The organism is Phreatobacter oligotrophus (genome assembly GCF_003046185.1).
GTDB lineage: Bacteria > Pseudomonadota > Alphaproteobacteria > Rhizobiales > Phreatobacteraceae > Phreatobacter > Phreatobacter oligotrophus.
The window spans coordinates 23,261-37,379 of record NZ_PZZL01000007.1 but is presented as its reverse complement, the minus strand read 5'-3'; the positions used below and the strand labels follow the sequence as shown (position 1 = coordinate 37,379).

The 14,119-nt window shown below is 68.1% G+C and carries 14 protein-coding genes; 8 read left to right on the top strand and 6 right to left on the bottom strand.

What is annotated here, in order from left to right; translation table 11 throughout:
- Position 1: 1 nt before the first annotated feature.
- Both C8P69_RS15865 and C8P69_RS15860 read right to left on the bottom strand, forming a co-directional pair.
- Entirely contained in the window at positions 2 to 1,618 is a 1,617-nt protein-coding gene (locus C8P69_RS15865) for an AMP-binding protein (protein WP_108178417.1), read from the bottom strand.
- A gap of 105 nt (positions 1,619 to 1,723) precedes the next feature.
- Entirely contained in the window at positions 1,724 to 2,164 is a 441-nt protein-coding gene (locus tag C8P69_RS15860) for a DUF4267 domain-containing protein (RefSeq protein ID WP_108178416.1), read from the bottom strand.
- Positions 2,165 to 2,260: 96 nt separating this feature from the next.
- Here C8P69_RS15860 and C8P69_RS15855 point away from each other — a divergent pair, with 96 nt between their 5' ends.
- A complete protein-coding gene (locus tag C8P69_RS15855; protein ID WP_108178415.1) occupies positions 2,261 to 2,842 on the top strand; it encodes a TetR/AcrR family transcriptional regulator in 582 nt (193 codons plus the stop codon).
- A 19-nt stretch (positions 2,843 to 2,861) separates the two neighbouring features.
- Here the strand turns inward: C8P69_RS15855 and C8P69_RS15850 are convergent, their stop codons facing one another.
- Together C8P69_RS15850 and C8P69_RS15845 are read right to left on the bottom strand one after the other, a co-directional pair.
- On the bottom strand, positions 2,862 to 4,838 hold the full coding sequence (locus C8P69_RS15850; protein ID WP_108178414.1) for a protein meaA: 1,977 nt from the start codon (positions 4,836 to 4,838) through the stop codon (positions 2,862 to 2,864).
- An 86-nt stretch (positions 4,839 to 4,924) separates the two neighbouring features.
- The gene (locus tag C8P69_RS15845) at positions 4,925 to 5,179 is read right to left on the bottom strand and encodes a GlsB/YeaQ/YmgE family stress response membrane protein (RefSeq protein ID WP_108178413.1); all 255 of its coding nucleotides are present in this window, start codon (positions 5,177 to 5,179) and stop codon (positions 4,925 to 4,927) included.
- Positions 5,180 to 5,469: 290 nt separating this feature from the next.
- On the opposite strand from C8P69_RS15845, the gene ccrA reads away from it, so the two are divergent.
- Positions 5,470 to 6,747: a crotonyl-CoA carboxylase/reductase gene (gene ccrA / locus C8P69_RS15840; RefSeq protein ID WP_108178412.1), complete on the top strand. Its 1,278-nt coding sequence runs from the start codon at positions 5,470 to 5,472 to the stop codon at positions 6,745 to 6,747.
- 133 nt (positions 6,748 to 6,880) lie between these two features.
- Here ccrA and C8P69_RS15835 read toward each other — a convergent pair whose 3' ends face one another.
- Positions 6,881 to 7,186: a DUF1330 domain-containing protein gene (locus C8P69_RS15835; RefSeq protein ID WP_108178411.1), complete on the bottom strand. Its 306-nt coding sequence runs from the start codon at positions 7,184 to 7,186 to the stop codon at positions 6,881 to 6,883.
- 165 nt (positions 7,187 to 7,351) lie between these two features.
- Between C8P69_RS15835 and C8P69_RS15830 the strand changes: the two genes are divergently transcribed.
- The 6 genes from C8P69_RS15830 (at position 7,352) to pheT (ending at position 13,208) form a co-directional block, all read left to right on the top strand.
- A complete protein-coding gene (locus tag C8P69_RS15830) occupies positions 7,352 to 7,669 on the top strand; it encodes a hypothetical protein (protein ID WP_108178410.1) in 318 nt (105 codons plus the stop codon).
- A gap of 177 nt (positions 7,670 to 7,846) precedes the next feature.
- On the top strand, positions 7,847 to 8,047 hold the full coding sequence (gene rpmI / locus C8P69_RS15825) for a 50S ribosomal protein L35 (RefSeq protein ID WP_108178409.1): 201 nt from the start codon (positions 7,847 to 7,849) through the stop codon (positions 8,045 to 8,047).
- 49 nt (positions 8,048 to 8,096) lie between these two features.
- Entirely contained in the window at positions 8,097 to 8,462 is a 366-nt protein-coding gene (rplT, locus tag C8P69_RS15820) for a 50S ribosomal protein L20 (RefSeq protein WP_108178408.1), read from the top strand.
- A gap of 111 nt (positions 8,463 to 8,573) precedes the next feature.
- Positions 8,574 to 9,632 (top strand): Rieske 2Fe-2S domain-containing protein, encoded by a 1,059-nt coding sequence (locus C8P69_RS15815; RefSeq protein WP_108178407.1) that lies wholly within the window; start codon positions 8,574 to 8,576, stop codon positions 9,630 to 9,632.
- A gap of 62 nt (positions 9,633 to 9,694) precedes the next feature.
- Positions 9,695 to 10,777 carry a phenylalanine--tRNA ligase subunit alpha gene (gene pheS, locus C8P69_RS15810; RefSeq protein WP_108178406.1) on the top strand — a complete coding sequence of 361 codons (1,083 nt, stop codon included), beginning with the start codon at positions 9,695 to 9,697 and terminating at the stop codon, positions 10,775 to 10,777.
- A gap of 13 nt (positions 10,778 to 10,790) precedes the next feature.
- Positions 10,791 to 13,208 (top strand): phenylalanine--tRNA ligase subunit beta, encoded by a 2,418-nt coding sequence (gene pheT, locus C8P69_RS15805; RefSeq protein WP_108178405.1) that lies wholly within the window; start codon positions 10,791 to 10,793, stop codon positions 13,206 to 13,208.
- A 294-nt stretch (positions 13,209 to 13,502) separates the two neighbouring features.
- Here the strand turns inward: pheT and C8P69_RS15800 are convergent, their stop codons facing one another.
- Positions 13,503 to 14,093 carry an isochorismatase family protein gene (locus tag C8P69_RS15800; protein WP_108178404.1) on the bottom strand — a complete coding sequence of 197 codons (591 nt, stop codon included), beginning with the start codon at positions 14,091 to 14,093 and terminating at the stop codon, positions 13,503 to 13,505.
- Between the last annotated feature and the right edge of the window lie 26 nt (positions 14,094 to 14,119).

Here is a 14,119-nt window from a genome sequence, read left to right as displayed (position 1 = left end):
CTCAGGCGCGGTCGCGCAGCAGACGCCGGATCACCTTGCCCGTGGTGGTCATCGGCAACTCGTCGATGAACTCCACCTCGCGCGGATAGGAATGGGCGGACATGCGCGTCCGCACGAAGTCGCGGATGTCGCCGGCGAGCTCCGCGGAAGGCTCGATGCCGCTCTTCAGCACGACGAAGGCCTTGACGATCTCGGTGCGCAGCTCGTCGGGCTTGCCCACGGCAGCAGCGAGCGAGACGGCGGGATGCTTCAGCAGCGTGTCCTCGATCTCGCCGGGACCGATGCGGTAGCCCGCCGAGGTGATGACGTCGTCGTCGCGGCCGACGAAGTGGATATAGCCGTCATCGTCGGCGTGGCCCTGGTCGCCGGTGGTCATCCAGTCGCCGATGAACTTGTCGCGCGTCGCCTCCGGCCGCCCCCAGTACTCCAGGAACATCACCGGGTCGGGCCGGCGCACGGCGATCTGGCCGGTCTCGCCGGGATTGCAGACCGAGCCATCGGCGCGGATCACCGCCACGCCATGGCCGGGCACCGGCTTGCCGATGGCGCCTGCGCGCGAGACGCCGAGCGCACCAGAGGAGGCGAGGACGAGGTTGCACTCGGTCTGGCCGTAGAACTCGTTGATCGTGAGCCCCAGCGCCTCGCGGCCCCAGTCATAGGTCGGCGCGCCGAGGGCCTCGCCGCCGGAGGCGAGGGTGCGCAGCTTCAGGTCGTGGCGTGCACGCGGATTGTCGACCGAACGCAGCATGCGCAGGGCAGTGGGCGGCACGAAGGCGTTGCGCACCTCCATCTCGGCCATCAGCGCAAAGGCCTCGTCGGCGTCGAACTTCTCGAACTTCCGCGCGACGACCGGCACGCCGAAATGCAGGGCAGGGAGGAGGATGTTGAGGAGGCCGCCCGCCCAGGCCCAGTCGGCTGGCGTCCACATGCGGTCGCCCGGCTGCGGGAAGCCGTCATGGGGCATCTGCACGCCCGGCAGATGGCCGAGCAGGACGCGGTGGGCATGCAGCGCGCCCTTGGGCTGGCCGGTCGTGCCGGAGGTGTAGATCATCAGCGCCGGGTCGTCCGCCGCCGTATCCACGGGCGTGAAGGCCGGCGAGGCCTTCTCCAGGGCCGCATAGAAATCATCGACGCCATCGGCGCCGCCGTCCACCGAGAGCATGACGGAGAGCTCGCCGAGCTGGTCGCGGATCTGCGCGACCTTGGCGACCCCCTCGGAATTGGTGACGAGGGCCCGCGCGCCTGAATTGCCGAGGCGATAGGCCAGCGCATCGATGCCGAACAGGGCGGCGAGCGGCACGGCAATGGCGCCCATCTTGTAGATGGCGATGTGGGTGATGGCGGCCGCCGCCCCTTGCGCCAGCACCAGCGCGACACGGTCGCCGCGCTTGATCCCGCGCGCGGCGAGGACATTGGCGAGGCGGTTCGAGGCTTCTTCCAGCCGGCCATAGGTGACCGGCTCCACCCGCCCGTCCGGCTTCTTCCAGAGGATGGCCACGCGATCCGGCTCGGCTGTCGCCCAGCGGGTGCAGACATCGGTGCCGATATTGTAGCGGTCCGGCACGGCCCAGCGGAACGCGCGGACCAGGGCATCGTAATCGCTGTGGGGAGGCAACATGGCGGGCACTCTCACGGGGGCCGTTTTGCTACTCCACCGGGCGCTTGCGGTCGAGTCAGCCCTCCGTCGGGGCGCATCGGCGGGCGCTAGGCCCGCCGTTCCGGATCAGGCGCCCGTCACCCGACGCCGGTGCAGGCGCCAGAGCAGGATGGCACCAAGGCCCAGCCAGACGACATAGGCGGCGTGGCGGAAGAGGATGGGCCCGGGACCGGTCTGGCCGATGATGAGCGCCATGTCGAAGAAGGGCAGGGTGGCGCCGATGCCGAACATCAGCCCCAGCGCCGCGACATTGCCCAGCGCGGCGAAGGTAATGGCGAGAATGCCGAGCAGCATGGTGCGGCTGCCATAGACCTGGACCCAGAGCGCGTCGGTGACGCCCAGTGCGGGGAGGCCGAAGCCGCCCGACGTGGTCAAGGGGATCGCCATGGCCCGCAGGCCCAGGACGACGAAGGCGAGGCCGGACAGGGCGGCGAAGATGAGGGCCGGCTCGCGCCAGAAGGGGCGGGCGGTCGGGCTCTGGGCTGACGGCATGGGAGCGTCGGTCATCGGGGTGTCTCCTCTCGTGGGGCATGAACCACTATAAATAACGATCGCTATCTTTCAAGAGAAAAGATAACGATCGCTCTCGATGGAGGATTGGCCATGCGGATGACCGATGAGCAGAAGGCTGCGGCGCGGGCGGTGATCGTCACGGCGGCCGGTCGACGGTTCCGCGTCGATGGCATGGCCGGGGTCGGGATCGATGCGCTTGCCCGCGAAGCCGGGCAGACCTCGGGTGCGATCTATGCCCATTTCGCCTCGAAGGCGGCGGTCTTCGCCGCGGTGGTCGATGCGGGGCTGGTCCGGTTGCGCGCGGGCATGGACCGCTGTCGGGCGGCAGGGACGGGCTGGGCGAGGGTCTTCGCGCGGCAATATCTCTCCGCGCCGCATCGCGACCAGATCGCCGAGGGCTGCCTGTTGCCGAGCCTCAGCGCGGATGTCGCCCGCGGTGGCGCGGAACTGCGCGCCGACTATGCCGCGGCCCTCGACACTGCCATCGCGACGCTTGCCGAGGGTTGTCCGGGCGCGACGCCTGAGGAGCGGCGGGCGCAGGCGATCCAGGTCCTGGTGCTGGGCGCGGGAGGCCTTCTCCTGTCCCGCGCCGTGCCGCCGGGAACCCTCGCGGATGAGATCCTTGCGGCGGCGGATCAGGCGGCCGGGACGCTGCTGGGCCCCGTCGCCTGAGCCTCACGCTGCCTAAGCCTTACGCTGCCTGCTTGGCTCCGTCGCCGACGATGCGGACGATGTCCGCCATGATGGCGTTGAGCTGGAAGTCCTTCGGCGTATAGACCGCCGCGACGCCGGCGCCGCGCAGCACCGTCTCATCCTCGGGCGGGATGATGCCGCCGACGATGACCGGCACGTCGTCCAGCCCTTCCGCGCGCATCCGCTCCATCACCTCGGTGACGAGCGGGATGTGGCTGCCGGAGAGGATCGACAGGCCGACGACATGGACGCCCTCCTCGAGCGCGGCGTTGACGATCTCGGCGGGGGTCAGGCGGATGCCCTCGTAGACCACCTCCATGCCGCAGTCGCGGGCGCGCACGGCGATCTGCTCGGCGCCGTTGGAATGGCCGTCGAGGCCCGGTTTGCCGACGAGGAACTTCAGGCGGCGGCCGAGGGCACGCGAGACCTTCTCCACCTCGTCGCGGATGGGGGCAAGGTCGCCGGTCTCGGCGCGGGCGGCGCGGCCGACACCGGTCGGGGCCCGGTACTCGCCGAAGACCTCGCGCAGCACCTGGCCCCATTCGCCGGTGGTGACGCCGGCCTTTGCGGCGGCGATGGAGGGCTCCATGACGTTGCGGCCTTCCTGCGCGGCGGCGCGCAGGTCGGCGAGCGCCTTCTCGACGGCCTTGGCGTCCCGGGCGGCGCGCCAGGCCTTGAGACTCTCGACCTGGGCAGCCTCGACGGCGGGATCCACGACCATGATCGAGCCTTCGCCGGTGGTGAGCGGGGAGGGTTCGGTCTCGGTGAAGCGGTTGACGCCGATCACCACCTGTTCGCCGCTCTCGATGGATTCGAGCCGGCGCGTGTTGCTCTCGACGAGCTTCGATTTCATGTAGGGCACGGCGGCAATCGCCCCGCCCATCTCGCCGATGCGCTGCATCTCGGCGCTGGCCTCGGCCTTGAGCTCAGCCACCTTGGCAGCGACGACCGGGTTGCCGTCGAAGAGATCACCGAATTCGAGCAGGTCGGTCTCATAGGCGAGGATTTGCTGCAGGCGCAGCGACCATTGCTGGTCCCAGGCGCGCGGCAGGCCGAGCGCCTCGTTCCAGGCCGGCAGCTGCAGGGCGCGGCAGCGCGCCTTTTTGGAGATGGTCACCGCCAGCGCCTCGATAAGGATGCGGTAGACGTTGTTCTCGGGCTGCTGCTCGGTGAGGCCGAGCGAGTTCACCTGCACGCCGTAGCGGAAGAGCTTGTGCTTGGGGTCGGTGACGCCATAGCGGGTCTCGACCAGCTCCTCCCAGAGCTCGACGAAGGCGCGCATCTTGCACATCTCGGTGACGAACCGCATGCCGGCGTTCACGAAGAAGGAGATGTGGCCCACCACCTCGCCGAAGCCGCCCTCGGGCACCTCGCCGGAGGCTTTCACCGTGTCGAGGATGGCGATGGCATTGGCCAGCGAGAAGGCAAGCTCCTGGACCGGCGTCGCCCCGGCCTCCTGCAGGTGGTAGGAGCAGACGTTCATCGGGTTCCACTTCGGCATCTCGGCCGTCGTGAACAGGATCGTGTCCTTGGTGAGCCGGAGCGAGGGCTCGGGCGGGAACACATAGGTTCCGCGCGAGAGATATTCCTTCAGGATGTCGTTCTGCGTCGTTCCCGAAAGCTTGGCCCGCGGTGCGCCGGTTTCATCCGCCACCGCCACATAGAGCGCCAGTAGCCATGCGGCGCAGGCATTGATGGTCATGGAGGTGTTCATCTCGGCGAGCGGGATGCCGTCGAACAGCGTCCGCATGTCGCCGAGATGGGAGACGGGCACGCCGACCTTGCCGACCTCGCCGCGGGCGAGGACATGGTCGGCGTCGTAGCCGGTCTGGGTCGGCAGGTCGAAGGCGACGGAGAGGCCCGTCTGGCCCTTGGCGAGATTGGTGCGGTAGAGGGCGTTCGACTTGGCCGCCGTGGAATGACCCGCATAGGTGCGGATCAGCCAGGGTTTGTCGCGCTTGTCGTTGCTGCGCACTGTCGCCTCCCGAGCGGTTATTTCCCTTATTCTCGTCCGGGCTGCGAATTATTGCAATGCAGCGAAAGGCGGGCTCCGACGGTCCGTCACGCCCTTCGGATCACTCCCACCACGACGAGCAGGATCACCGCCCCGAGCGTGGCGCTGATGATGGCCGAGACAAGGCCGCTGCCGAGCGACACGCCGAGGCGGGGAAAGAGCCAGGTGGCGATGAGCGCGCCGAGAATGCCGATGACGATGTTGCCGATGAGGCCGAAGCCGAAGCCCTTGACGATGAGGCCGGCGAGCCAGCCGGCGACGGCGCCGACGATGATGAGGACGAAAAGGCTTTCGATGGGCATGGATCCGGTCCTTTGGACGCGAAGCGGGGCGGCACCCCTCCGGCGCCGCATCTGTACCGCTGCGTTCGCCTCAACGCGCCAGATGGCGTCGGGGTCCCGGCCGGAACGGTAAAATCTGCACCGCGCTGCCGCTCTCCGGTCTTCTCCGCAGGTCGCCGCCTCCGCCGAAAGTTGGTAGTTTGCCCCCTTGGCGCGAGGGTGTTTCGCACTTGCGCAAGAATGCTGCACTGCACATACTCGCCCCTCCAAGCGCCCCGGAAGAGAAGGCGCCCGACCCCGAGGTAACACCAATGGCAGCCGCTGCTCCCACTCCCCAGTCGCGTCCCGTGAAGGATCTCTACGAGTTCGGCGAGGTCCCGCCGCTCGGCCACGTGCCGGCGCAGATGTACGCCTGGGCCATCCGCAAGGACCGCCACGGACCGCCGGAGCAGTCCTTCAAGGTGGAAGTGGTCCCGACCTGGGAGCTCGGCGAGGACGAGGTCCTGCTCTACGTCATGGCCGGCGGCGTCAACTACAACGGCATCTGGGCGGGCCTCGGCCAGCCGATCTCGCCGCTCGACGGCCACAAGCATCCCTTCCATATCGCCGGCTCCGACGCGGCCGGCGTCGTCTGGGCGGTGGGCTCGAAGGTGAAGCGCTGGAAGGTCGGCGACGAGGTCATCGTCCACTGCAACCAGGATGACGGCGACGACGAGGAGTGCAACGGCGGCGACCCGATGTTCTCCACCAGCCAGCGCATCTGGGGCTACGAGACGCCGGACGGCGCCTTCGCCCAGTTCTGCCGGGTGCAGTCGCGCCAGCTCATGGAAAAGCCCAAGCACCTGCCCTGGGAAGAGGCCGCCTGCTACACGCTGACGCTGGCCACCACCTACCGCATGCTCTTCGGCCACCCGCCGCACACGCTGAAGCCCGGCGACAACGTGCTGGTCTGGGGCGCCTCGGGCGGTCTCGGCGTCTTCGCCGTGCAGCTCGTCGCGGCGGCCGGCGCCAATGCCATCGGCATCATCTCGGACGAGACCAAGCGCGACTATGTCATGCAGCTGGGCGCCAAGGGCGTCATCAACCGCAAGGACTTCGCCTGCTGGGGCCAGATGCCCACCGTCGGCACCGACGAGTACAACACCTGGCTGAAGGAGGCCCGCCGCTTCGGGAAGGCGATCTGGGACATCACCGGCAAGAAGGACGTCGACATTGTCTTCGAGCATCCGGGCGAGGCGACCTTCCCGGTGTCCTGCCTCGTGGCCAAGCGCGGCGGCATGATCGTCTTCTGCGCCGGCACCTCCGGCTTCAACATCACCTTCGACGCCCGCTATGTCTGGATGCGGCAGAAGCGCGTGCAGGGCTCGCACTTCGCCCATCTGAAGCAGGCCGCCGCCGCCAACCAGTTCGTCGTGGACCGGCGCGTCGATCCCTGCATGAGCGAGCTCTTCCCCTGGGACAAGATCCCGGCGGCCCATGCGCTGATGCTCGCCAACAAGCACGCGCCCGGCAACATGGCGGTGCTGGTCAACTCGCCGAAGCCCGGCCTGCGCACGCTCGATGACGTCATCGAGGCGACGGGGGGCTGAGGTTTCGTCCGGCGCCATCGCCGTCATGCCCGGCCCTGTGCCGGGCATCCACGACTTTGCTTCAGACGGCGGTGTTCACGTCGTGGATGGCCGGGAAGCCCGGCCATGACGGTGTGGCGGCTGTGGCGCGCGATCAGCCGGGCTGCGGCCCGTCGTAGCCCTCGATGACGATGGCATCCATCTCGGCACCGCCCTTCTGCTCGGCGCGGGCGGCCTGGTATTCCGGGGAGTGCCAGCAGGCGACCGCCTGTTCGTAGCTCGGAAACTCGATGACGACGTTGCGCGAGCGGCTCGTGCCGACCAGCGTCTCGAACTTGCCGCCGCGCACGACGAAGCGGCCGCCGAACTTGGCGAAGGCGATGCCGTTCTTGGCGACGTAGTTCTTGTAGGATTCCGTGTCGTGGACATCGACGCGGGCGATCCAGTAGCCCTTGGCCATGGGTGTTCCTCCTTCTTGGGGGCGCCACCATTCGATGGGTCGCCCTTTGATGGCAAGAGGGGATGGCCTGTCGCGGCTTGAAGCGGTCCTGCTTGATGGGAACAGTGATCCGGTCGCCCGGTTTGGTCGTCATGGGGTCATGGCCCTGAACGCCCGGAGGCAGCCATGTCGATGTCAGTGCTACCGAAGCTGCTGAGGTTCCTCCTCGTCCATGCGGCGATCGGCTTTGCCATTGCCGGGCTCTTCGTCATGGCCCTCGTCGGCTTCGACATTGGCGGCTTCGGCTCGCTGGTCGGCCGCTCCTCCGTCGCGCCGCTGGCGCTCGGCGTGCTGACCGCCTTCCTCGGCCTCACCTTCGCCAGCGTTCAGATGGGCGTGGCGATCATGCTCCTGCCGAAGGACCACGAGGATGGCCGCGGCGGCGGCACGGGACGTCCGGCGGCGCTCGTTCCGGTCCGCATCGGGGCCGTGCCGAGGCGCTGAACGCCCCACCTCTTGTTTCGCCCGCCCTTCTCCTGTATAGGCCCGGCTCTTCGGATCGCCCGGCTGATCAAGGGCTGCCGTGGCGATCCCGAAAGCTCATTCTCGAGCCTTCAGAGGTGTTGGCCCTCCCTGCCAAGGGGAAGGCTAAGGCGCCTCGCAACGATACAAGAGAGCCAAATGCCCAAGATGAAGACGAAGTCGGGCGCCAAAAAGCGCTTCAAGATCACGGCGACCGGCAAGGTGATGTACACCCAGTCCGGCAAGCGCCACGGCATGATCAAGCGGTCCAACAAGCAAATCCGCGAGCATCGCGGCACCACTGCCCTGTTCGAGACCGATGCCTACAACGTCAAGCGGTACTTCCTGCCGAACGGCTGATCGACCCGTTTCGCGAAGAACCTCCACGAGATTGTAAGAGAGATCAGCCATGGCCCGCGTCAAAAGGGGCGTCACGTCCCACGCCAAGCATAAGAAGGTCCTGAAGGCCGCCTCCGGCTTCCGGGGTCGCCGCAAGAACACCATCCGCGCCGCAAAGGCTGCCGTCGACAAGTCGATGCAGTACGCGACGCGTGACCGTCGCAACAAGAAGCGCAACTACCGCGCCCTGTGGATCCAGCGCATCAACGCTGCTGTCCGCGAGCACGGCCTGACCTATTCGCGCTTCATCGCCGGCCTCATCGGCGCCGGCATCGCCGTCGACCGCAAGGTCCTCTCCGACCTCGCCATCACGGCGCCGGAGGGTTTTGCGGCCCTGGTCGAAAAGGCCAAGGGATCGCTGCCGGCGAACGCCTGATCCTCCTCTCGGGGATCACGACATCAAAGCCCGCGCGACCCTCCCCGGGGGGTGGCGCGGGCTTTGTCCTTTCACGGACTGAAGCGACGCTTTCGTGCGCACGGTGAGGACATGCAGGGACTGACGGCCGAGATCATCAAGGGGCTCTGGTACGTGGCGCTGCCGGGCCGCGACCTCAAAGCCGGCGCGATGACGGCGAAGACGCTGCTCGGCGAGCCGATGCTGTTCGGCCGCACCGCCTCGGGCGAGGTCTTCGCGCTGCGCGATGCCTGCCCGCATCGCGGCATTCCGCTGCGCTATGGCACCTTCGACGGCACCTCTGTCCAGTGCTGCTACCACGGCTGGCGCTTCGACAAGACGGGCACCTGCGTGGAGATCCCGTCGCTGCGCGAGGGCCAGCAGATGGACCTCTCGAAGATCTGCACGCCCTCCTACCCCTGCGTCGAGAGCCAGGGCCTCGTCTGGGTCTTCGTGCCGCGCGCCGGCGAGACGCCGGCCGAGGCGGGCTATCCCGCGCCGCCGCTGATGCCCGATTTCGACGCGGGCGAGGCGCCGCGCTTCCACTGCATGCTGCCCTTCCACTGCTCGATGGACCATGCCGCCTTCGGGCTCATGGACCCGACCCACGCGGCCTATGTCCACACCTCCTGGTGGTTCAAGAAGGGCGCCAAGAAGCTCCGGCCGAAGGAGAAGGTCTTCGCGCCCTCCGAGCTCGGCTGGTCGATGGTGCGCCACGAACTTCCCCCCCAGAACATCGCCTACAAGATCCTCGGCACCCCGGTGACCACCGAGATCAGCTACATGCTGCCGGGCCTTCGGATCGAGAACATCCGCGGCTCGAAGATGCAGGCGACAGGGCTCACCGCCATCACGCCCGTCAACGAGGGCGAGACCGAGGTGCACCAGTTCTTCTGGGTCTCCGCCGGCTGGCTCTCGGCGGCGAAGCCCCTGGTCGAGCATCTCATGCGCGTCTTCCTCGACCAGGACCGCGTCGTGGTGATCCGCCAGCGCGAGGGCCTCGTCCATGATCCCAAGCTCATGCTCATCAACGATGCCGATACCCAGGCGCGCTGGTGGATGCGGGTGAAGGACGCCTTCGTGAAGGCGCAGGCCGACGGCAAGCCCTTCGAAAATCCCATCCAGCCGATGACGCTCCGCTGGCGCAGCTGAGGCGCTTGACCGCGCCCCCGCCAGCCGCCAAACGACACCAGCCCGATAGCCCGTGTGACCCGATGACCGATCTTTCCACGCTCGAAAACGACCTGATGGCCCAGATCGCGGCATCCGCCGACGAGGCCGCGCTGGAGGCGGTGCGCGTCGCCGCCCTCGGCAAGAAGGGCTCGATCTCCGCCCTGCTCGCGACCCTCGGCCAGATGGCCCCGGAGGAGCGCAAGACCGCCGGCGCCGCCATCAACCAGGTGAAGGACCGCGTCACGGAAGCGCTGACCGCCCGGCGCGACGTGCTGAAGGCCGCGGCCCTCGATGCGCGGCTTGCCGCCGAGACGATCGACGTGACGCTGCCCGTGCGCGAGAGCCCGACCGAGGCGGGGCGCATCCACCCGATCAGCCAGGTGATGGATGAGCTCACTGCCATCTTCGCCGATATGGGCTTCGCCATCGCCGAAGGCCCGGATATCGAGACGGACGACTACAATTTCACCAAGCTGAACTTCCCCGAGGGCCATCCGGCCCGCGAGATGCACGACACGTTCTTCTTCAACCCGAAGGCGGATGGCGAGCGCCTGCTGCTGCGCACCCACACCTCGCCGGTGCAGGTCCGCACCATGCTGTCGAAGAAGCCGCCCATCCGCGTCATCTGCCCGGGCCGCACCTATCGCTGCGACAGCGACCAGACCCACACGCCGATGTTCCACCAGGTCGAGGGCCTGGTCATCGACAAGGGCAGCCACATCGGCCACCTCAAGTGGATCCTCGAGGAGTTCTGCAAGGCCTTCTTCGAGGTCGACAGCGTGAAGATGCGCTTCCGCCCCTCCTTCTTCCCCTTCACCGAACCGTCGATGGAGGTGGACATCCAGTGCAACCGCCAGGGCGGCGAGGTGCGCTTCGGCGAAGGCGAGGACTGGCTGGAGATCCTCGGCTGCGGGATGGTCCATCCCAACGTCATCCGCAATTGCGGGCTCGATCCCGACATCTACCAGGGGTTCGCCTGGGGCATGGGGATCGATCGCATCGCCATGCTGAAATACGGCATCAACGACCTCCGCCAGTTCTTCGAGGCCGACGTGCGCTGGCTGAGCCATTACGGCTTCCGCCCGCTCGACCTGCCGACGCTGGCCGGCGGCCTGTCGAGCTGAGGGGAGACATCCGATGAAGTTCACGCTCTCCTGGCTCAAGGACCATCTCGAGACCGAGGCCTCCCTCGCCGAGATCACCGAGACGCTCACCCGCATCGGCCTCGAGGTCGAGGCGGTGGATGATCCCGGCGCGAAGCTCGCCGCCTTCACCATCGCCTATGTCGTCTCGGCCGAGCAGCACCCGAACGCCGACCGCCTGCGCGTCTGCATGGTGGATACGGGCGAGGGCGCCCCGGTGCAGGTCGTCTGCGGCGCGCCGAATGCCCGCACCGGCATGAAGTCGGTCTTCTCGCCGCCCGGCACCTACATTCCCGGCAAGGACATCACGCTGGGGGTCGGCACGATCCGGGGCGTCGAGAGCCGCGGCATGCTCTGCTCGGCGGCCGAGCTGCAGATCTCCGAGGACCATGACGGCATCATCGACCTGCCGGCCGATGCGCCGGTCGGCGCCCGCTATGTCGACTGGGCCCACCTCTCCGATCCGGTCATCGAGATCAACCTGACGCCGAACCGTCCGGACTGCACCTCGATCCACGGCATTGCCCGCGACCTCGCGGCGGCCGGCCTCGGCAAGCTCAAGACCGACGTGGTCCAGCCGGTGAAGGGCGCCTTCCCGAACCCGCAGAAGGTCTCGCTCGCCTTCGCCCAGGGCGAGGAGAAGTACTGCCCGGCCTTCGCGCTGCGCCTGGTGCGCGGCGTCAAGAACGGCCCGTCGCCGGAATGGATGCAGCGGCGCCTCAAGGCCATCGGCCTTCGCCCGATCAATGCCCTCGTCGATGTCACCAATTACGTGACCTTCGACCGCGGCCGCCCGCTCCACGTCTTCGACGCCAAGAAGGTGAAGGGCACGCTGGTCGTCCGCCGCTCGCAGGCGGGCGAGACCGTGCTCGGCCTTGACGGCCGCGTCTATGGCTTCACCGGCAACGAGACCGTCATCGCCGATGACAATGGCGTCGAGAGCATTGCCGGCGTCATGGGCGGCGAGCATTCCGGCTGCGACGAGGGCACCACCGACGTGCTGATCGAGTCGGCGCTGTGGGACCCGATGGACATCGCCCGCACCGGCCGCAGCCTCGGCATCGTCACCGATGCGCGCTATCGCTTCGAGCGCGGCGTCGATCCGAACTTCACGCTGTCGGGCGTCGAGCTGGCCACCCGCCTCGTCATGGACATGTGCGGCGGCGTGCCCTCCGAGGTGACGCTCGAGGGCGCCATTCCCGATACCGGCTTCGTCATCAACTTCCCGCTGAACGAGACCAAGCGCCTCACCGGCCTCGAGGTCTCCGATCGGGAGCAGAAGCGCATCCTCGAGCATCTCGGCTTCGACGTCTCCGGCAATGGCCCGATGATCAAGGTCTCGCCGCCCTCGTGGCGGCCGGACGTGCATGGCAAGGCCGACATCGCCGAAGAGGTGATGCGCATTGCCGGCGTCGACCGCGTGCCCTCCACCCCGCTCGACCGCGGCGGAACGGTGCCGAAGCCGGTGCTGACCCTCATCCAGAAGCGCACGCGCATCGCCAAGCGCACCCTTGCCAGCCGCGGCATGGTCGAGGCGGTGACCTGGAGCTTCATCTCGAAGGCGCAGGCGGAGCTCTTCGGCGGCGGCCAGCCGGCGCTGGCGCTCGCCAATCCCATCGCCTCCGATCTCTCGGACATGCGGCCGACCCTGCTCGTCGGCCTTGCCACCGCCGCCCAGCGCAATGCCGATCGCGGCTATGGCGACGTGGCGCTGTTCGAGGTCGGCCAGGTGTTCAAGGGCGACCGCCCCGAGGACCAGTTCATTGCCGCCACGGGCCTGCGCCGTGGCCTTGCCAAGCCCGCTGGCGCCGGTCGCCACTGGCAGGGTTCGGCTGCGGCTGACGTCTACGACATCAAGGCTGATGCGATGGCGGTGCTCGCCGCCGCCGGCGCGCCGATGGCCGGCATCCAGGTGGTGCAGGGCGGTCCGGCCTGGTTCCATCCCGGCCGCTCCGGCACGTTCCAGATGGGTCCGCAGACGGTGTTCGGCGCCTTCGGCGAGCTGCATCCGCGGGTGCTCGAGGCGCTCGACGTGAAGGGCCCGGTGCTCGCCTTCGAGCTCATCCTTGACAAGCTGCCGCCGCCCAAGGCGCGCCCGACCCGGGCGAAGCCGCAGCTCGTCCTGTCGCCCTTCCAGCCGGTGGAACGCGACTTCGCCTTCCTGGTCGACCGGACGGTGAAGGCCGGCGATCTCGTCAAGGCGGCGCAGGGCGTGGACAAGCAGCTCATCACCGGCGTGCAGGTCTTCGACGTCTACGAGGGCAAGGGCATCGACGAGGCGAAGAAGTCGGTCGGCATCGCGGTGACGCTGCAGCCGAAGGACAAGACGCTGACCGATGCCGAGATCGACGCGGTGGCCGCGAAGATCGTCGCCGAGGTGACCAAGAAGACCGGCGGCACGCTGCGGGCGTGAGGTCAGGTGCTTCGGCTTCACCTCTCCCCGGCGGGGAGAGGTCGGCGCGCAGCGCCCGCTGAACTGGGCTTGCACGTCGCAAGTGCGTCCTTCGAGGCTCGTCCGGGACGATGCTGTCGCATCGCCCGGATTCGCACCTCAGGATGAGGATGTGGGAGACTTGCAGTCCGGCCGGTTCAAGGCCAACTGCTCCCTTGAGTATGCCTGCGGCCTGCCAACCTCCACCTCCCTCATCCTGAGGTGCGAGCGCAGCGAGCCTCGAAGGACGCACTTCGGTGATGCAGCCCTTCGCCCTCAGACGATCTCGCTTACTGTGAACACGCCGGCGAACCGGTCCGCCAGCGCGGCGAGTTCGGCCGTGTGCAGGCTCGCCGCATCGATGACGCCGCCGCCGGGCTTCGGCAAGTCGCGTGTGGCGCAGGCATCCGCGGCAATCGCCGCGGCATAGCCGAGGTCGAGGGCGGCGCGCGCCGTCGACGACACGCACATATGGGTCATGAAACCGGCGAAGATCAGCGTCGGGCCGGGCGGACCCACCAACTCCTGCAGGTTGGTGCCGGAGAACGAGTTCGGCCGCGGCTTCTCCACCACGGCCTCTCCGGCCACGGGCGCGACCGCGTCGACGATGGCGCCGCGATGGGCCTCGCGGTCGAAGAGCGAGCCCTTGCCACCCTTGTGGGCGACGTGGACGACCTTGGCGCCGGCCGCCCGGGCGCGGGCCAGCAGGTCGGCCGCCTTCTGCACCGCCGGCGCAGCTCCGGGGAGGGCGATGGGGCCTTCCAGATATTCGTTCTGGATGTCGATGAGGACGAGGATGGACTCGGCAAGTTTCGGCGGCTGGGGCGAGCGTCCGGCGAGCTCGAGCAGGGTTTTCGGCGCGGTCATGGCTTTGCCTCGGGCAGCGGAGAGGG